Origin of the sequence: Fulvivirga kasyanovii (assembly GCF_009711405.1) — a bacterium.
GTDB lineage: Bacteria > Bacteroidota > Bacteroidia > Cytophagales > Cyclobacteriaceae > Fulvivirga > Fulvivirga kasyanovii.
Genome location: NZ_SMLW01000585.1, coordinates 3,312 through 23,587 on the forward strand (window position 1 = coordinate 3,312; position 20,276 = coordinate 23,587).

12 protein-coding genes are annotated in these 20,276 nt (G+C 42.1%); 2 read left to right on the plus strand and 10 right to left on the minus strand.

What is annotated here, in order from left to right; genetic code table 11:
- From E1163_RS16345 to E1163_RS16390, 10 genes are all read right to left on the minus strand, one after another.
- A partial coding sequence (locus E1163_RS16345; RefSeq protein WP_221418014.1) for a tetratricopeptide repeat protein occupies positions 1-2,085 on the minus strand: 2,085 nt, incomplete at its 3' end.
- A 146-nt stretch (positions 2,086-2,231) separates the two neighbouring features.
- Positions 2,232-2,444 (minus strand): hypothetical protein, encoded by a 213-nt coding sequence (locus E1163_RS16350; RefSeq protein ID WP_155173531.1) that lies wholly within the window; start codon positions 2,442-2,444, stop codon positions 2,232-2,234.
- Entirely contained in the window at positions 2,434-3,558 is a 1,125-nt protein-coding gene (locus E1163_RS16355; RefSeq protein ID WP_155173532.1) for an adenylate/guanylate cyclase domain-containing protein, read from the minus strand. Before E1163_RS16355 ends, E1163_RS16350 begins: the two co-directional genes overlap by 11 nt.
- 74 nt (positions 3,559-3,632) lie before the next feature.
- Entirely contained in the window at positions 3,633-6,020 is a 2,388-nt protein-coding gene (locus E1163_RS16360) for an ABC transporter permease (protein ID WP_155173533.1), read from the minus strand.
- Positions 6,021-6,100: 80 nt separating this feature from the next.
- Positions 6,101-8,473 carry an ABC transporter permease gene (locus E1163_RS16365; RefSeq protein ID WP_155173534.1) on the minus strand — a complete coding sequence of 791 codons (2,373 nt, stop codon included), beginning with the start codon at positions 8,471-8,473 and terminating at the stop codon, positions 6,101-6,103.
- A gap of 29 nt (positions 8,474-8,502) precedes the next feature.
- On the minus strand, positions 8,503-10,893 hold the full coding sequence (locus E1163_RS16370; protein WP_155173535.1) for an ABC transporter permease: 2,391 nt from the start codon (positions 10,891-10,893) through the stop codon (positions 8,503-8,505).
- 177 nt (positions 10,894-11,070) lie between these two features.
- Positions 11,071-13,452 carry an ABC transporter permease gene (locus E1163_RS16375; RefSeq protein WP_155173536.1) on the minus strand — a complete coding sequence of 794 codons (2,382 nt, stop codon included), beginning with the start codon at positions 13,450-13,452 and terminating at the stop codon, positions 11,071-11,073.
- 10 nt (positions 13,453-13,462) lie between these two features.
- Positions 13,463-15,889 carry an ABC transporter permease gene (locus E1163_RS16380; protein ID WP_155173537.1) on the minus strand — a complete coding sequence of 809 codons (2,427 nt, stop codon included), beginning with the start codon at positions 15,887-15,889 and terminating at the stop codon, positions 13,463-13,465.
- A gap of 146 nt (positions 15,890-16,035) precedes the next feature.
- On the minus strand, positions 16,036-16,734 hold the full coding sequence (locus tag E1163_RS16385; RefSeq protein WP_155173538.1) for a LytR/AlgR family response regulator transcription factor: 699 nt from the start codon (positions 16,732-16,734) through the stop codon (positions 16,036-16,038).
- Positions 16,731-18,068, minus strand: a complete 1,338-nt coding sequence (locus E1163_RS16390) for a sensor histidine kinase (protein ID WP_155173539.1) — start codon at positions 18,066-18,068, stop codon at positions 16,731-16,733. The genes E1163_RS16385 and E1163_RS16390 overlap by 4 nt, the downstream gene beginning before the upstream one ends.
- A gap of 219 nt (positions 18,069-18,287) precedes the next feature.
- Between E1163_RS16390 and E1163_RS16395 the strand changes: the two genes are divergently transcribed.
- Positions 18,288-18,800, plus strand: coding sequence for a hypothetical protein (locus E1163_RS16395; protein WP_155173540.1), 513 nt, complete (start codon positions 18,288-18,290; stop codon positions 18,798-18,800).
- A gap of 192 nt (positions 18,801-18,992) precedes the next feature.
- The coding region (locus E1163_RS16400) for a DUF4270 family protein (RefSeq protein ID WP_155173541.1) at positions 18,993-20,276 on the plus strand (1,284 nt) is incomplete at its 3' end.

Consider the following 20,276-nt stretch of genomic DNA (forward strand, 5'->3'; position numbering starts at 1 on the left):
AATAATATGATCCTCCTTTTCAAGGTATGACAAAAGTGGCTCAAACAGACTTTTGTATAATTTATGAGCTACATCCTGATATTGCTGGTATTCCTTTGACAAAATTGAAGACCTCAGGTTTTCCACCCACTGATCAAGTTGGTCGGGCTTCTCAACTTCAATGATATGGGATTGATTATTCTTGATTAAGATCACGTAGATGGTTTCATCTGTTAATACATACTCTACGATTACATTTTCACCTAATCTCTTTTGCGTTTCCTGTAGCGTAAGAAAGTCATTTAGATATTTTAGCTTATAGTACCTGGGGAATAGAGCTTCTATATTTTTTAGAAACCGTTCATGACTCCTTTCGACTGTAAATAATTTCTCCTCATAGTTCTGGCGGATGCTATCATTACCCTGGTTAGCACTTATTTTAGACAGATAGTAGGTGATCTGACCTTTTAATGTCTCCTCATAGTTTAAAACAGAATCCGGGAGAAAGCTATACCGAAGGGCATTTTGTAACGAAATAGACCTGTATAGGAGGTTTGACTTGGCTTTTTCTGCAAAACCAAATATCATTTCCTTATATTTCCTGTCACCAAATAAATCATATAGCCTTTTAGAGACTCTCACTCCCCCAGAGTATACTTTTACTGTTGCCTGATTGTACTGTAATATGTCTTTAGTGTTTTGATAATTATTTCTAAAAGTGTTGATAATTGAGTCACAGATTTGATATTCTTTAGCAGCTTTGATTAAATGCTCATCGTCGCCTGATTCACTATACAATTTCTCGTGGACCCCGGCTTTTTCCTGCATTAACGAAAGGCCTAAAGAAGTACTACTTAACATAGCTACCGAAGGGTCTTTATACGTCACAGTGTTAGAAACGTTAACGCCAGCACTTATCGCTAATTGATAGTATTCCAAACTCTTTAAAAGTTGTGATGTCTCAGCAAAGTACTTCGCGATAACACCATAAAGTTTGGATTTTAACTCAGCATGTGCCCCCTCCACCTGAAGAGCACGATTGAAGTAATCCTCTGCCTGCTCCGGATTATTGGTAGATAAATAACACAGACCTAATGACTCCAATGACAATAATCTCGTCGCATTACTCTTTTCCTGAATTGTCTTGGTGCATTTCAACGACCTTTGGAAATAATATTCTGCAGAATCATACTGATTTAGTCCCTGGTGGCATTTGCCCACAAAAAGAAATGCGCCTGATAGCTTTGGATGAATCTTTCCATATATCTTAACTAAGATACGTTCTGCCTGTTTCGCGTAAAGCAAAGCTTTTTCATAGTTACCCGAAAAAATCTCTATTTTGAATAAAATCTGAACGGTGGTCGCCATATTCGAATGATCTTCACCATATACTTTTAAGCATAAATCCAGGGCTTTTGTCGCATAGTTTCTTGCAGCATGGAGAGACCTGATATTGGTTAGGGATTCGGCCAATGTTTTGTATCCAATATATTGTGATAACTCATCTCCCTCCTTTAGGGCTAAATCAAGACATTTTCTCGCATATTTCAAATTCAGGGAAACATTGCCTATGGAATGCTGCATCCTGGCCATATTTAAATAGGTAACTACATTATTCTTTTCTAAACCATTGTTTTCGTTGATGTGTATGACCTTTTGGTAACAGTATCCGGCAGAGTCAAATTGCTCCAGGTTCTTATAGATCAAGCCAAGGTTGTTATAAATAGACGAATAGGTTTTGGGATCATTTATTTTATACTTTTCTCCAATTTTAAGTGCCCTATACAAATGCTTTAAAGCCTTTGATGGTTGCCATTCAATATTAAAAGCAATCATCCCCTGGTAAAAATTGGCTTTAAACAGCCCCTTTTTATCGCCAAGATTATTGGAGAGTTCTTGCATTCTATCCAGACAATGATACATCTCAGCATTTCGGTTGGTTGAGAAGTTTTTTCTTACCAGTTGGTCTAAAATCTTCAGCCTCACGGTATCGTGAGCGTTCAGTAGCTCTCTATTAAGGCTATCTATTTCCTTCAAATATTCCTTTTGCCCATAAAGCACATTTGAGCATAGCAGAATACAGGAAATGAGAAGAATCACTTTCATGGAAGAACAGAATTATTCTTATGGGGAAAACAAATTTCATGCTGAAAAAACACTTTTCATAGTAGTTAAAGTGAAAAATGAAAAAATATTTCACTCATGAGGAGATATAATAAGACAATGACTTTAAAAGCTAATAATGCATTAAATCATTGCTTTATCTTTTTAACTACTGCTATAACTAACAAGACCCATGGAAACCCATGTAGCACAAGATCAAAGTAATCCATAGCTTGCATGCCTTCTGCTCCACCAAATACCCAGCGTAGTTTTCCGATAAGGTGAGGTTCCGGAAGGAAAGGGGCCAACCCTAAGGTTAAGGCCAAAATAAGGGCAAATACTATTTCCTTGTTATTCTTCATTTGACTGCATTTTTATTAGGTCCATTTCTGTTTTAGACCTGATGACAGGACTGTAGCTTTTTCGCTCGACGGCATATAAATATACCTTCTTCTGCTTTCCTTCCGCTCTAAAAAGGCCAATATCATGAATATAAAACCTATGTAGGTCAGTAAAATTCTTTAAAAGCTTCCTCGAAATTACTAACGGTACGTCCCTTTCCTTGCAAATGCCATACATTCTTGAAGTGGTATGGAGGACGTCCCCTGTATAGATAAATTCTTTTTTGAGCGTATTGAACTCCCCACGAGTAACCTGACCTACGTGCAAGCTTCCTTTAATCGTTGGAATAAACCGGAAATGGCTGTAGAAAAATTCCTTGTGCCTCTCGAGTTCTTCCTTCATCCTGAAAAACAACTCCAGAGCATTGTTAGACTCTAAGGCCTTGTGAAGAGGCCAGGAGATTACTACCTCATCACCTACATACTGGTAAATCTCCCCTTCATATTTTTGAATGATGGGAGTAATGAGTGAATAGAAATGATTAAGCAAGTCGAAATATCTTCGGGAACCAAGCCGCTCTGCAGCAGGTGTTGATTTGTTGATATCACAAAAGAGAAATACTCTTTCTTCCTGTCGGGGCTTATGATAGGCTCCTTGCAGCCATGACCGGAAAATTTTCGGATCGTGCCTTGAGGAAAGGTTATGAAACATCAGGGCAAGTATGCTTCCTAGTCCCCACACGAAGAGAAATTTTAACATAAATGGCTCTTTGAAAAGAACCTCCGGAAGAACCTTTGAGCCGAAATACTCTATGAGGGAATAAGAAATAATTATTCCTGCAAGGTATAAAACGGCGCGGGTAGTTAGCGCCTTGTAAAAATCCAGTTTGTTAATCCACCTAAGAAAAAACAGTTGTTCCAGAATCAGAAATGGGGCACCAAACAAAACTGGCGGAATAGTATAGATCAGGAAGGAAAATAAAAGCTCTCGTGTACTCTTATTGCCTTGTACAAGAATGCTTTCATAGCCGAAGGCAAACGTGCCTATAATGACCCAGTAAAGCATGACCCATAGGGAATTTCTTAAAACATGTCTTTTTTTACCTATGGTTATTTCCTGCCCAAGTCCTTCCATATCAGGGTCTGCTTCTTTCGATTACAAATGTACCGAGAGCCGTCAGGGATATTTGTAACTTATGTTACCATGAACTAGTCCTCATTTAAAGCTTCAACAGGATTGCCCATTGCAGCTCTTACGGTTTGTAGACTAATAGTGATCGCGGCCAGCAAAAAGGTTAATAGCAATGCCAGTGCAAATTGTATCCAACCCATTGAAATATGATAAGCAAAATTAAACAGCCACTTTTGCAATAAATACCAGCTTACCGGAAGGGCAAAAAATGCTGCGATTATAATCATTAGCAAAAATTTTGAGGAAAGCAGACCTACCATCTGTTTTGCAGAAGCTCCCAGCACTTTTCGAATGCCTATTTCTTTAAACCTGGCTTTTACGCTAAAAGAAACCATGCCATATAGGCCCATGCACGCCAGAAAAATAGCCAAAACAGAAAAAGAACTGATAAGTGTTGTAAACTGTCGGTCGGATTTGTAAAGCTGGTTGATATGATCATCAATAAAGCGGTAATCGAAGGGCATATCGGGGTTTATTTTCTTCCAGTCTTTTTCAATAGATGCCAGTACTTTGCTTATGTCCCCGGCATTGACTTTCATGAAAATGTACTCCTGATATGCTCGTGGTATATACAGCACCAGCGGAGTGATGGCTTCATGCAAACTGGCATAGTGGAAGTCCTTAACCACACCTATTACCTCTCCGTTCCAGGTATCATTCAACACCAATTGCTTACCTATGGGATCATCGTCCCAGCCGAACATTTTGACCGCTGATTCATTTAATATAAAATGACTACTATCATTCGGGTAAGCCTCTGAAAAATCGCGACCTGCGATAAAATCCAGCTCCATAAGCTCTCCAAATCCATAGTGTATACCAAACAGGCTGATCCTCGCCCTGGATTCATCGTCTCCCTGCTCCTGTATGGGTACACTGCCGTTTTGCCCATCGAATAAATTGCCCGCTGCCGTTACAGCTTCCACATTGGGGTTTTGCAATAGTTGGAGTCGGGTAGCGCTATATCTTTGGTGTAGTTCTTCTCCCACCATTTGAACCGCTAAAACCTGCTGATGGTCAAAACCGAGGCCTCTTTTGCCCATAAAATTCATTTGGCGATTAACTACCAGAGTAGCTGCTATAAGGCCTATGGTTATAAAAAATTGGAATACAATCAATACACTTTTCAGATCAAATCCGGAGGCTTTAACCGTAAGCCTCCCTTTCAAAGCTTTTGTGGGTGAATAACCCGATAGAAAGGTAGAAGGGTAGAGACCGCCGGCCAGTCCTACTCCGGTGATTAGCGCGGTGTACCACACCACGTTCTCAAAATGGGAGCTAGCCGGAATCTTTAGATCCACTTGCAAGAACCCAGATAATGGAGCCGACAAAACCTCCAAAAGGGTAACCGCTATAACAAAACTGCTGAACGATAGTAGCATCGATTCCGTCAGGTGTTGCAGAAAAACTGATACACGCCGGGCTCCAAGTGTTTTTCGTACCCCAATTTCCCTGACCCGCTTAAGAGATAGTGTGGTAGAGAGGTTAGCAAAATTAAAAACAGCTATTCCCAGAATAAGAAAGGCAACAGCCAATAATCCATAGGTGTAGGTAATATCTCCTTTGGGTGCTGTACCATCACGCTCAATGATGTCTTTAGATTTTAGATGTATGTCTTTAACCGGTTGAAGGAACAGTGACACCCGTTCGGCTGTTTCCTTTCCCATATGTGTAGCTAAAAACTGATGCAGCTTGGACGTTAAAGCTGCGGCTTCGCTGCCATCGTGCAAACGTACATAAGTCGGGAATGATGTCCAGCCCCAACTGTCCAGGGTTACCGGATAGCCATGAGGCACCTGAAACGAGCTAAATGAAATCAGCAAGGCGAGGTTGAGGTGACTTTTTTCAGGTGTACTCTCCATTACCCCGGTTATCCGGACTTTCAGATCATCGTCAATAGATAGCGTTTGTCCCAAAGGATCATTGTCCGCAAAATATTTCTTCGCAAGCTCCTCGCTGATTATGGCTGAATGCTTGTCATCAAGGGCAGTATTGGGATCACCCAGAATAAGGGGAAAAGAAAAAACATCAAAGAAAGTGGAATCAACATAAAAAACCCTGTCCTCATAAAAGTGCTCTTCACCAATGCGAACCAGCACGTTATTGGCATGGCGCAGGCGTACCGAACTTTCAACCTCTGGCAGTTCTGCTTTTAGCGCCGGCCCCATAGGTGGTGAGACTGCAGAGGCCTTTCGGGTTTCCGTTTCTCCTTGCGATTGAATATTTACGCGGTAAATATTCTCCGGCTGATCATAAAAACTGTCGTACGACATCTCCTGCTGCACATAGTTTAAGATCAAAAGAAAACTAGCCAGCCCCAGGGTGAGGCCGGACAAATTGATGAGGGTGTACGACTTATGGCGGGTAAGAAACCGAAAAGCAAACTTTAGATAATTCCTGATCATAATAAATCCAGTTTAAGGTTCTGTATGTCTCAGAACATTTGCAGATGCCGGATAAGGGGCAACCGCAGTAGCAAAGCTGTTTACTCCTCTTTCAACACATCAACCGGATTGGCCAGTGCAGCTTTTACTGACTGGAACACTACCGAAGCCAATGCGATTACCAAAGCAACCAGAAGAGTCAAAACAAATATTTCTATACCCAAGGGCGCTTTGTAAGCAAACTGATCCAGCCATTTTTCTGAAAAGTACCAGGCTACAGGCCAGGCAACAACGTTGGCTATTAATATAAGTAGCAGGTAATCCTTAACCAGCAGCCCGGTTATGCTCTTAATTGTAGCTCCCAACGCCTTTCTGATACCAATCTCTTTGAGTCGTTGGTTAGCTGTAAACGTGGCCAGGCCGAAGATGCCAAGGCAGGAAATAAAGATTACAATCCCGGAAAACGTAGCAAACAGCTTCCCTTGCAACTGCTCCGTCCTGTAAAGTCTGCTGAAATTCTCGTCCTGAAATGTATATTCCAACGGATAGGCAGAAGAGTGGTCATTCCAGACGGTTTCAATATGCGCTATTGCATCATTGATATCACCTTCCAGCTTAACCGCTACCATTCTGTCGTTGTCGACATTGCTGATCATAAGAGGTTCAATTTTTGCCTTAAGTGATGAGAAATTATAATCTTTAACCACTCCGATAACTGTTTTAGGTACGGAATCAAAAGAGATGGAGATCTCTCTTCCCAGGATCTCCTCGTTGGTCAGGCCTATTTCCCTGACGGCACGTTCATTAAGCACTACGGTCTTATCATGATCGGCCGCATGGTCTTTAATAAAGCTTCGCCCTGCCACTATTTCCAGTCCAAAACTTTCGAAATAACCGGCATCGGCAAATAGTGTACGGAAGCGAGGTTGGGTTTCGATGCCTTCTATAGTGGCCGTCATGGTATCGTGGAAGCCGCCAGGGATGCCTGTTCCGCTACCGATAGCCACTACTGCGGGATGCTCTTGCAATCTATTTTTCAAAGCTTCACTTTTGTCGCGTATTTCAGCGTGGTTTAGCGGAAATGTCAATACCTGCTCCCTATCAAAACCCAAGTCTTTTTCTTCAATAAACTTCATCTGCTTGCCAACCAGAAGCGTCAGGATGATAAGAAATACGGATGTGGAAAACTGAAGTATCACCAGCACTTTCCTGAAATTAATTCCTTTGCTTCCTCCTTTTAATTTTCCTTTCAATACCTCTACAGGCTTGTACCCGGAAAGAACAAAGGCCGGATAGATTCCTGATAGCAGGCCTGTAATAACTATGATCAGCCCCAGACCGGGGATGAGTACCGGCAGTTTATGGGCCAGGGAAAGCTCAAGACCGAACACCTGATTAAAAAAAGGCAGGAACAGCTCCAGGGCCATAAAAGCGATGACAACCGAAGTCCCGGATATCAGAAAAGACTCTCCAAGGAACTGGATAATCAATTTACTTCTTGATGAGCCCAATGTTTTTCTCACTCCAACCTCTCTGGCCCGTAGTGCAGACTTGGCAGTTGCCAGGTTCATGAAGTTAATGCAGGCAATGAGAAATATGAATACCCCCACCGCACTGAACGTAATAACACTGCTTTTGCTACCATGGAGTACCTGGTCGTATCGCACATCCTGCTCGAAGTAAACCTCAGACAGTGGCTGCAATGTAAGCTCAATCCGATTGGTCGTTTTTTTAAAGTCTTCACCAAAGTACTTGGTCATAAAATCCGGGAATTGTGCTTCAAGGGTGTGCTGCATTCCGGGGTCTTTTAAAAGTACATAAGTGATCATGCCGTTGCTCCACCAATGGCTAAAAAAAGACTCATTTCTTAGGAGGGCCAGGTTAGCCACAAACTCAAAATCAAGATGTGTCTTGGCGGGTAAATCTTCAAAAACTCCTGTTACAGTCAGGTCATATTCATTACCCACCCGAAATGTTTTATTTATTGGGTTTTCATCTCCAAAATACTTTTGCGCGATTGACTTAGTGATCAACACCCCATTAGGTTTACTCAAAGCTGTACTGGGGTCTCCTAAAGCCAGAGGAAAGGTGAAAACCTCTAAAAAATTGGAGTCGGCAAGTGTGAATTTCGGTTCCAGAAAAGTTTTATCCTCATACTGCACGAGGCCATCGCTATAAAACAACCGGACCGTTTGCTCTACCTCATGCGGAAAATCCGTCTCAAGCGCATCGGCAAATGGTGCAGCCGTAACTCCTATGAAGTATTTTTCTCCATTGATATTGCCGATACGGAGTAAACGGAAGATCCTGTCAGCCTTTGCGTGAAAGTTGTCATAGCTGACCTGATCATCTACATATAGGTAAATAACCATACATACGGAGATACCGAGAGTAAGTCCCGCAATATTGATCAGGCTAAAAACCTTTTGCTTCCAAAGGCTTCTAAAAGATATTTTAAAAAAATTTTTCAACATGCTGCTCTCAATTTGATGAAACTAATATTTTACTCTTCTTTTAATGCCTCCACAGGATTGGCCGTTGAAGCTTTAATGGTTTGTAGAAATACGATGGCTAATGCGATACTCAGAAGCGTAGCTCCTGCCACTATAAAAAACCATACCTGCATTTCTATCCGATAAGGAAAATTTTCCAGCCACTGGTTCATTACCCACCAACCCAAAGGAAATGCAATAACTGCGGCTACAGCTACAAGCCGTATGAAGTCATTCGAAATGAGTAATATTATTTCGCCGGTCGTGGCACCAAGCACTTTTCTTATACCTATTTCCTTAGTTTTTCTGCTTACGGTATACCCTACTAGGCCAAAGAGGCCTAAAAATGCTATTAGTATTGAAATGACTGAGAAAATATTGATTATGTAGCTCAGGCGCTGCTCATCATAATAGCTGTCAAACAATGCCTGGTCCTGAAAAGTATAATCAAATATCGCATCCGGAAAGTGCGATTTCCATAATTTTTCCACCTGAGCAAAGACCTCCCGGCTGTTCTCCCCTTTAACAGATATGCGGGAAAAATTTGGTTGTATGAATAAACAAACAGGTTGAATTTCGTGCCTGAGGGAATTAAAATGAAAATTTTTGACTACCCCAATAATTCTGCCTGAGCGGCCTGCATATGATATTTCTTTACCTATAGCCTCCTCTTCACTCCATCCGTAGGCCTTGGTCGCTATTTCGTTGATTATGAACGCTTCCGTGGAGTCTGATAAAACACTCCGCGAGAAATTTCTTCCGGCTATCAGTTGCATACCATAAGTCTCCAGGTAATCATAGCCCACCGAAAGTCGATAGAGTTTTTCAAACTGCACCTCCCCATTCTCATGCTTAACCTGTCCATTGCTGTTTCCAAGACCCGATATTATCATACCTCCTGAACGTGCTACCTGCGTAATATCACTCTCCTGTTTGAGGTCATTCTTAAATGCTTCATAACCTGCTTTTACAGTTTCGTCGCCGTTAACTCTCAAAACCATCAGGTTATCACTGTCATATCCCAAATCTCTGCTTTGGATAAACTTCATCTGCTGAGAGATAATTACCAGCCCTACAAGCATAACAAGCGTAACTATAAACTGGAATGTAACCAGCGCCATACGAAGGTTGACTTTGCTATCTCTGCCTTTTTCTCCTTTCAATGAAACCAGCGTATGTTTTACCGAAAGATTACGTGCAGGAAAATAGCCGGCTGCAAACCCTACGGGTATGCATAAAATCATTAGCTGAAAAAGTAAGTCCAGGCGGTTGAACTGAATATGAGGCTTTCCTGATATTTGGTGAAAAAAGGGTTTGAAAACCTCAATAAGCAATCCTGCAGCCAGGATGGAAAAGAGAGTCAGCACAAGAGTCTCTGTCATGTGCTGTAGCACTATCTGACTTCTAAATGCTCCTAAAACCTTCCTCACCCCGGTCTCCCTGGCCCTTTCAAGAGAAAAAGCAGTGGCCAGATTAATATAGTTGATCACTGCAAGTGCAAGGATCAGAATACCAATGGCTGAAAATATCCAAATATAGCTGATCTTACCATTAGCTTTAAACTCATACATTAAGTTAGAGTGGAGGTGAATAGATTGAACAGGTTGCAGGTAGAATCTATAATAGAGGTTATACTCCTTCAGCATTTCCCCGGCATGCTGCTCAATCATTTGAGGTAATTTACTTTCCAATCTGGCAGGGTCAGTACCCGGAGCAAGAAGCACATAGGTATGGTAACCATTATTTCCCCAATTTTGAAACTCATCTTCAGCTATACTTTCTAAAGTATTTAGAGAGCAAAGCATATTGAATGTAAAATGGGATGTCTCAGGTGCATCTTTAATTACTCCTGTAACCTCATAATCCATTCCCCGTCCATCGGGATCATATTGAAATATTTTGAGCGTTTTACCTATCGGGTCTATGTCGCCAAAATATTTTCTGGCCATAGTCTCGGTGAGCACTACCTGGTAAGGCTTAGCAAGGGCCGTGCGTTCATTGCCAACGGTTAAATGATAGTCGAATATTTCAAAAAAAGAAGGATCTGTAAAAACCAGATATTCTTCAACAAAACTCTTATCACCATGCTTTACGATGGCATCATTTTTATCAAGACGTACAGCAGCCTTTACCTCCGGAAATGTGGATGCCATGGTTGTGCCCAGGGGCAGGCTTGTTACGGTCTGGTGCCAGCGGTCTTCACCCACACCCGCTTCCGCAACTACCCTGTAAATTTGCTCTCCTTTTGGAAAATGTTTGTCGTATGACAATTCATCCTTTACCCAGTTATATATGAACAATGCACATGCGAGACCTGTAGAAAGTCCAATAATATTTATAAGGGTATAGACCCTTCTGCGTCTCAGGTTTCGCAGTGCCACTTGAATATAGTTTCTAAACATAGGGAGATAAATTACTTTTTTACATCAGCAGGCTGAAAGCCAGTATCTACTTTCTGCCAATTCACATGCCACTAATCTTATAATACTAATAATCAGCACATTACACATTGAAAAGCTACTTCAGCTATTCCATTTGTTCCTTTTTGAAACATCTATGTTCCGCCATGAAACACCAGCCTACTCACATTTAAGCACCTCTGCCGGATTTGTGCGTATAGCGCGTATAAGTTGAGTACCTATTATGGATAGGGTAACAAGCAGAGCTATTGCACCAGCTCCAAGAAATATTGCTATGTTCAAATCGATTTTATATGCAAATCCCTGCAGCCATTCATGAAGCAGGTAGTAGCCTAACGGAGCTGCCATTAGCCAGGCCAGTAGGATCAAAAGAAGGAAATCGCCGGTCAGGTTACGTAGCAAATGAGTCGGTGAGGCACCAAGAACCTTCTTTATGCCCAGTTCCTTCTCCCTTTGCTGGGTAGTGTATGTAACCAACCCCAGCAGGCCAAGGCATGAAACCACTATTGCGAGGCCGCTAAAATAATTGCTGACTTTGCTTAAGCGCTCTTCAAATGCATACTGTGCATCTATTTCCTGATCCAGAAAATGGTATTCAAAGGGTATATCAGGATTGTATTTTTTTGCCACCTGCTGTATATCCTCAATAGCGGCAGAAGGGTCATTTCCCGCTATCTTGATCAATACTACTCCGAAGAGCTGCATGGTCATACTCCGGAAATCTTTTAAGACATAAAACACCTGTGGCTCGACCGGTTGATGCAGGGATTTGAAATTTACATCGGGAATAACACCAATAATCTCTCCTTCACGGCCTCGCGTTGAAACTTCCGTGCCCACCGGCTCCTTCAATTCCATCATTTCGACGGCACTTTGGTTAATTATAAAAGCACGATCTGCGTCAGTAGCATGCTCTGCAGAAAAATTCCGGCCATCACTAAATTTGACTCCCATGGTTTCCATGAAATTATAATCCACGGCTATGGTTTCAACAGAATAATTTAATTCCGATTTTTTACCCGGCCAGGTGATGTGATTGGTGTTAATAGATACCATAGGCAATGATTCCCTGGCGGTGACATCAGCAATGTGAGGACTTTGAAGGAGCTCCTGCCTTACCATTTCATATTTACTGGTAATATTTCCCTGGGCAGGTATGTAAATCGTGTTTTCTTTGCTAAAACCAAGCTGCTTGTTTTGAAGAAAATAGAGCTGTTTAAAAATTACCGTTGAACCGATGATCAATAGCATGGAAACAGTAAACTGAATGACTACAAGCCCCTTCCTAAATAGCCGGCTATGACCTTCTTTGACAGGGGCACCCTTAAGCACAGAGGTGGTTTTAAATGAAGAAAGCAGTAGGGCAGGGTAAATTCCCGATATGATCCCCGTTAGAAATACCATTACGGCCAGCCCGCCCAGGAACCTCCAATTGCCATAGTCGATGTCAATGTTTTTTTGCACAAGCTGATTAAAGGCCGGCAGGAAAATCTCAACCAGGAGCATCGACACCAGAAAGGAGATGAATGCCATACCCAGGGACTCGGAGAAAAACTGGATGATCAAACTTTTGCGACTGGCTCCCAGTGATTTCCTTACCCCGACTTCCCGGGCTCTTTTTCCGGCCCTCGCAGTGGACAGATTTATAAAATTAATACAAGCTATGGCAAGAATGGCCAAGGCTACTATCGAGAAAATATTTACGTACTGCCGATTACCTTGTTTTGCCACTGAAGAAGAAACCGTAGGGTCAAGGTATATCTCTCGTAGTGGCTGTAAATATATTTCATGAACCTCCTCCCGGGATGCCGGGGCATTGTTAAAAAGAAGTGCCGTTAACTTTTTGTTTACAGCTTCAATATCGGCTCCCGGCTTAAGCTGTAAATAAGTATTGTGAACGAAATTAGTCCAGCTATACCCTCCCGGCCAATACCGTTGCAGGTCGTTATGGGAATAGATGAAATTAAATTGCAGGTGTGAGTTATCAGGAAAATCCACCACCACACCCGTAACTACATTATCAGTCTTGTTATTCCAGGTCAGTACTTTGTTGATCGGGTTTTCGCTTCCAAAATAATTTCTGGCTGTGGTCTCGGAAACGATCATAGAACCTGATGGCTCCAGCCAATTGGAAACACCTCCTTTAATGGCGGGAAAATCAAACATTTGAAAAAATGCCGGGTCAACATAAGCGATTTTGTTTTCATAGAAGCTTTTATCGCCGTATGTATAGAATGACTGATCGCTGCTTGAGTGTACCCTAGCCACCAGCTCAACTTCAGGAATGGATGTTTTTATGGCCTCTGCCAGTTTACCCGGAGTACTTGCACTCTTCTCCCCCGTTTTCTTCCAAACAGTATTGACCCTGTAAATATCTCCGGCATTTTTATGAAATCCGTCAAAGCTTACCTCGTGGTTAACCCAAAGCATGATCAGGATGAATACAGCCATGCCCACTGATAGACCCAGAGAATTGATTATTGCAAAAAAATGCTGGCGGCGCGTTATGCGGAGTAATATTTTGAGATAGTTGTAGATCATAGTATCGTTTTTACTCCTCCTTTAAAGCATCTACAGGGTTGCTGTAGGCAGTTTTGATCGTGAGGTAAGAAACTGTTACCAGAGCCACCAGTACCAGTATTACCGCTGAAATTGCAAAATCAAAAAAGGAAATCCCGATACGATAGGTGAAGTTTTCGAGCCAGTTATCCATAATGGCCCAGGCTACCGGGATAGCGATGATGATAGACAAAGCGATCAGCACCGAGAAATCCCTCAACAACAGGGTAAGGATCCTGAATACCGATGCCCCCATAACTTTGCGTATTCCCACTTCTTTTATTCTTTGCGAATAACTCAATGAGGCTATACCAAAAAGGCCAAAGCAAGCTATGAGAATAGCGATTACAGAAAAGCCCCCAAAAACATTGGCTGTTTTCTTCTCACCCTCGTAAAGCAAACCCATATCATCGGCCAGTATGGAGTATTCAAACTCAAACCTGTTCTCAAATTTTTTCCAAGTTTGCTCCACAGCAGCAATAGTTTCTGCAAAATTTTCTCCCTGAACCTTTATCAACATATCATTATAGGCAGGTGCCAGATAAAAAAGCAGAGGCCTGATGGGTTCATGCAGGGAGCCATAATTGAAATCTTTAACCACACCAACGACTGTGCCCTTTAATGGCTCTCGTCTGTTATTGTCAGTGTACCAGGTTATCTCTTTGCCAACCGGGTCTGCCAGATTGATACTTTTGGCAGCAGTTTCATTAATAACAAATGCATTGGAATCCGTGGGAAAATCTCTGGAGAAGCCTCTGCCGGCCGCAAACTCTATACCCATCGTTTCAAAAAAGCTGTAGTCTATATATGTTTCTGATGCGGATACCCTGCTTTGAAGGTCATCCGTCCTGGAGATAGAGTTTTGGTTAAACTGTCTTCCCGGTACATTGGAAGTTGCCGACACAGATGTAATCCCCTTTATCTTGCTCAACTCTGTCCTCATAGACTCCAGCTTATCGCTCAGGTCTTCGTTCTTCAAAGGGATCACGATTATCTTGTCGTTGTCAAAACCCAGATCTTTGTTATGAATAAACTGGAGCTGATTATAGATGATCAGGCTACCGCTGAGTAAGGCCATGGAAATAATGAACTGAAACACGATGAGCACCTTTCTGAATCCGGCTCCTTTGGGTTTGAGCTTTCCAACACCTTTCAAACTTACCACCGGGTTCATGGAAGAAAGAAAGAGTGAAGGGTATAATGCAGCCACAAGACCTGTTATAATCGTACCTCCAACCAAAATGAGTATTAACTCCGGGTTTTGGAAGTAGTTTATCTTTAATGATTTATGGGTAATAACATTAAAGAATGGCAGGCATACTTCTGCTAAAAGGCCGGTAACGAGCATGGCGAAGATAGCAGTGAGCAGCGACTCGCCTAAAAACTGCAGGCTTACCTGGGATTTATAAGCACCTAAAGATTTTCTGATCCCAATCTCCCGTGCCCTTTCGGTAGAACGAGCTGTAGTCAGATTCATGAAGTTTATGCAGGCAATGACCAGGATCAGCAGGGCTGCCGCCGACATGATATAGACATACTCTTTGTTACCATTTGCTTCCAGCTCCCAGCGGATCCGGGAACCAAGATGGATATCTGTCAGCCTTTGGAGTTTAAAATGCATGCCGTTCTGCATGGCCATTTGCATTTCCTCTTCGGGTACGTCCACATATTTCATGGCCCATTGCATCAATTGGCTTTCCAGCTTATCAGGATCACTCCCCGGTTTCAGCCGGATATAATTGTAGTGCCCAAAATCGGCCCAGGTGTAGTAGGGACTATCCCGCCCCTCTAATGCTTTCATAGTTACATATGATATTAAAGCATCAAAATGAAAATGCGAGTTTTGAGGAACATCTTTAAAAACACCCTCAACCATGAGCAAGGTACGGTCATCGTTAATTGCCAATTCTTTTCCGACCGGGTCTTCATCGCCAAAATACTTCCTGGCACTGGTTTCTGAGAGTAAAATACCGCCTACATTTCGCAGTACTTCCTGTTTATTCCCCTTCAATAATTCAAATGAAAACACCTCAAAAAAGGTACTGTCTACAGATAGAATGCCTTTTTCATCATGGGTGATATCCTTCTCGGGATTGCGAACGGAAAACGTCTGTTTGGTAAGTCCGGCACCCCATAGTGGAGACAATGAAGTGGCAGCCTCCACCTCCGGAAAGTCCTTTACAAGCGCCAGGGCCATTGGGTGCGGTGTCCGTGTTTGCGGATTATTGGAGAACCATGCTATCCGGTAAATATCATCGGCATGTTTGTGAAATTTATCGTAACTGAGTTCATCCTTTACATAAACTACGATGAGCAACACACAGGCCATACCGAAGGACAGGCCAAAAATGTTGATCACAGAATAAACCTTCTGCTTTAATAAATTTCTAAGGGCAATTTTAAAGTAGTTCCTGAGCATTGTGAGTTAAATTAGTGAAATTCTCACATATTGGCATACCCAAGAATGTGCCATGAGGGCAGAACGTTGATTTTGGGCAAATTACAAAGAAACCATTCTTTGGTATGTTCCAATACGAAACATTTTATTGTTCCGTATCGGAACATTTATGTAAATAAGCGCTCCATAATATCGTTTCTGTACAGCTTCCCGATAGGCACATAGGTGCTATTGCTTAACTGAACCTGATTACCGTAGATAGACTTTACCTTAGCCTTATTTACAATATATGATTTATGTATGCGGATGAAATTGCCTGAAGGCAGTGTATCTTCCAGCCTTTTTAACGATTCCAGAGTTATCAGCTTCTCACCGTCGAGGTGGAATCTTACATACTCTTTCAGGCCCTCAATGTATTGAATATCAGCTATGCTGACCCTATGTATCCTATGGTCAGCCTTTACACTGATCACCTGATCCATAACTTTTGGTGTCCCTTTTTGTTCGAGCTTAAGAAGGTCACAGGCCTTGTTAACCGCCTGCAAAAAACGTTCGAATTTAATAGGTTTAAGCAGGTAGTCCACTACATCCAGGTCATAGCCCTGTAGCGCATAGTTCTGATAAGCTGTTGTAAAAATTACTTTCGGCCGTTTCGGCATCGACTTTAGAAATTCTATACCACTCAACTCCGGCATCTGGATGTCCAGTAGAATAACATCCACCGGCTGGGTATTTATGAAAGCTATTGCCTCAATAGGATTACTAAAAACACCGGCAAGTTTGAGCTGAGGCATCTTGCTCACATAATCCGCCAGCAGCACCCGGGCGGGGTGTTCATCATCAATAATAATACATGAAGCACTCATAGAATAACTATTAATTTAACGGTAAATGAATCCTGGTTTTCCTCAACAGTCAGGTCGTGTTTTTCCGGATATAGTAGCCGAAGCCGTTTTTTGACATTCTCAAGGCCAATGCCCACGGTGTTGTCTTTGGTAAACTCGGTTACAGGCTTACTGTTGCTAACCTCAAAAAGTAAACTGGCCTTCCCAAATGTGGTAAGCTTAATGCTGACCCAGCCATCAGGGTGATCAATATTGCTATGTTTGAAGCTGTTTTCAATGAAGGGAATCAATAACATAGGCTCAATGAGCAGTTCCGGATTATGGATATCTATGTGAATATTGATATTGGCTTTGTTATCCGTTTTCAACCTTTGAAAATCAATGTAGTTGTTGATATAAGCTATTTCTTTATCCAGAGTAACTTTCGACTCATTGGTTTCATAAAGTACGTAACGCAACATTTCTGATAATTTCATAACCATATCGGGTGCCATTTTCTGATTACGATAGCTCAGGGAGTAAATGTTATTTAAAGCGTTGAATAAAAAATGAGGGTTGATCTGAGACTTCAAAAGTTTTAGTTCAGTATCAAGGTTCTCACTTTTGAGCGCCATTTCCATCTGATCTCGCTTTTGGGCCTGTTTTGTGACCCAATAAGTGGTACTGATGAAAAGAATGGCTATCGAAGACAATATATCCATGAGCAATGGCGGGCTAAAGTGAAAACCGGCACGGGCAAACGCCACATCTTCGGATAACACCGGGAAAAGCTGCCCTGGCATCGCCGGTATTGTACGCATTGCTCTTCCCATAACAGGGGAGTCCGCTTTGCCCATAGCCACACTATCAGAGAGGGAAATAGACAGTATACTCCGCTCAACGCTATCATCGATAAGGATACTCTGCTCTATAGGAAATGGCACTGCCGGTATTGCCCGCATTGCCCTTCCCATAACAAGAGGTTCCGTTTTGCCCATAGCCACACTATCCGAGAGGGAAATAGACGGTATACTCTGTTCTATAGGGAAAGGGTGCTTTGAGAAGCTCATAATAGAAGCCATACGGTCGCCAGGTTCAAAGAAACCGAAGAGCTGCCGTACGAAATAAATAAAGATCAGTACCAGCACTATAGAAAAGGAATAAGCCATGTACCTGTTTTTCTCCATCAGTTTGGGTAGCAGAAAGTACACATTGAGGTAAAAGGCCAGAGCATGCAGCGTCAGTATCCTGAGGTCGAACCAAAGGCTGTGGTTATAATCTCCCCGAAATGATGATATCAGGTTGAAAATTATAAATCCATAGGTCAGCCAGGCAATCAAATGAATGCCAATAGTCTTGTAGTTAATTTTCTTCATACCCGAAAACTAACGAAATAGTGCCTCAGCATATTTTATTTTCAACCAACGTCAGGAATTAATCGACGAAGGTCAGTTAAGCAAGCCACTAAACTTCATGAACAGACTTTTGCCCAGCGATCAATACGCTCATTTCATTGAAGATTCCCAACGGTTGGTTGAAAAAAATTTATACGCAGGAGCCATTCTATCAGCTTTGCAATAAAAACATCAATACCCATGAAAGCACTCTTTGTTAAAATAGTCTGGCTATATAGCGGTGTTTTGAGTTCACCGGGTCAAGTAGTTGAGAGCCCTGACCCTTTTGATGAATTAGCACACAGTTCACTGGTGGTCAGGTATTATGAATCAAAAATATTCCCTGTAATTATTACAGCCCGACAAAGCTTCGATAACGAATTGTCTGAGGATGAGAAAAATACCATCAGGGAGGCTCAGGTATATTTAAAACATTTAATGGAAAAGGAGCAGGTTGAGCTACAGAGTGACAAGCTGATCACAAGATCACTGGTTGACCAGCTAAGAAGCATTTTAAATGGTCATAAAAAAAGTCTGGATGAGATCCAGGGACAACTTGCCCCTGAATGTAAACAGTGGAAGGCTGATATCCAGGAGATTGTCACATCATCAGTGCCTGGCAAAAGTCCCTCGTATACCACCGCGCTTTCTCCGGTACACTTTCTTCTATTAAACTCTACTGACTTACTCCGAGCATATTTTATTGGACAATAATGCCTATGAAAACTGATCCTTTTCTACAAACCTTAACCTTGATCCTTGGTCTGGTGCTGGTTGTTATCATAGTGCTGGTGGTAAAAGCATAGCCCGAGTGTAGGTATGGGTTTCATGGTTATTCATTGACTGCAGTGCTCCGTTGGTTGAATATTTTTTTGCCGCACAAGCGCAATGCACATCTTCGGGGTCATGAAAAATATTGAGGCCAACCGGATTTTACTGCTTTTACTCCTCGGTTGCAGCATGATAAGCTGCAATGACGAAGACTTTACCACTGGAGCACAGTTTTTCAATGATGTTTCATTTGAACTGGCTACATGGGATTCTCTGACCATGAAGTTTTCAACGGTTAAATTTGACAGTTCAATAACTTCTTCACCCGAAGGCCTGGTTGTCGGACGGACGTCCAACACCTATTTTGGGAAAGTAAATGCCGCGGCCTACCTACAGCTCACCCCTGATTCTTCCGCATACCAGCTCGATGAAAAGGAAGTAAGATATGACTCTATCACCCTCGTGCTGGAGTATAACAATTATTTTCTAAACGATACTACCAAGAGCTTTACGCTGATCGTTGACGAACTCTATGAAGAAATAGAGCTTAACAGTGAAACCGGCAACCTGTATAATACAAGCCGCTTTTATACCCAAAGGGACATTTATGGTGACACCGCGATGCTGGGACAAAAAACTGTATCTCCCAGACCTTATACCGGGAGCTCAATCGAAATCAGGCTATCCGATACTTTGGGGCTAAAGTTATTTGAAGAAACTTTCGACAGCGACAACCTGTATTCCTATCCGGCAGATTTTCTTGATTTCTTTAAGGGCATAAAAATTAGTGCTACAGAAGATGCAGAAGCAGTTATAGGCTTTGCCGTATCACCGGTAGTTAAGATCTACTACACTGATAATTCCTCTATACCCTCAGAGCAAAAATACCTGGCTCTAACCAATCAAAGCTCCGGAGAAGTATACTTCAACAGCTTTGAAGCCGACTATACAGGCACTGCCCTGGAGAATATCACTTCCGAAGATGAGGGTTTAGCGTCATCATTAACTGGAGCAACTGCCTATATGCAATCTGGCGCAGGTCTCGCCATAAGGATAGAACTTCCGTATTTGAAAAAGATCATAGAAGACAATCCCGACCTGCTTTTGAATAATGCCGAAATACAGCTAAGGCCCATCAGAGATCAATATGCATCGGAGCAATTGCTGCCTCAAACCCTGACGATGTATTATGTAAATAACAAAAACACCAATATCAGTTCAACTTCATATTCTCTGGAACTAACACTAGACGACGAGTATGACCTTGATACCTATTACAGTGCAGATATCACAGAATTTGTAACCTACCAGCTTTCTCTGACTGAAAATAATGAAAACGCTTTGCTGATCACTTCAACCGAGTCCGGCTTTAGCAGCAGCCTGGATTATGTAGTGTTGGGAAACCAGCAAAATGAAGAT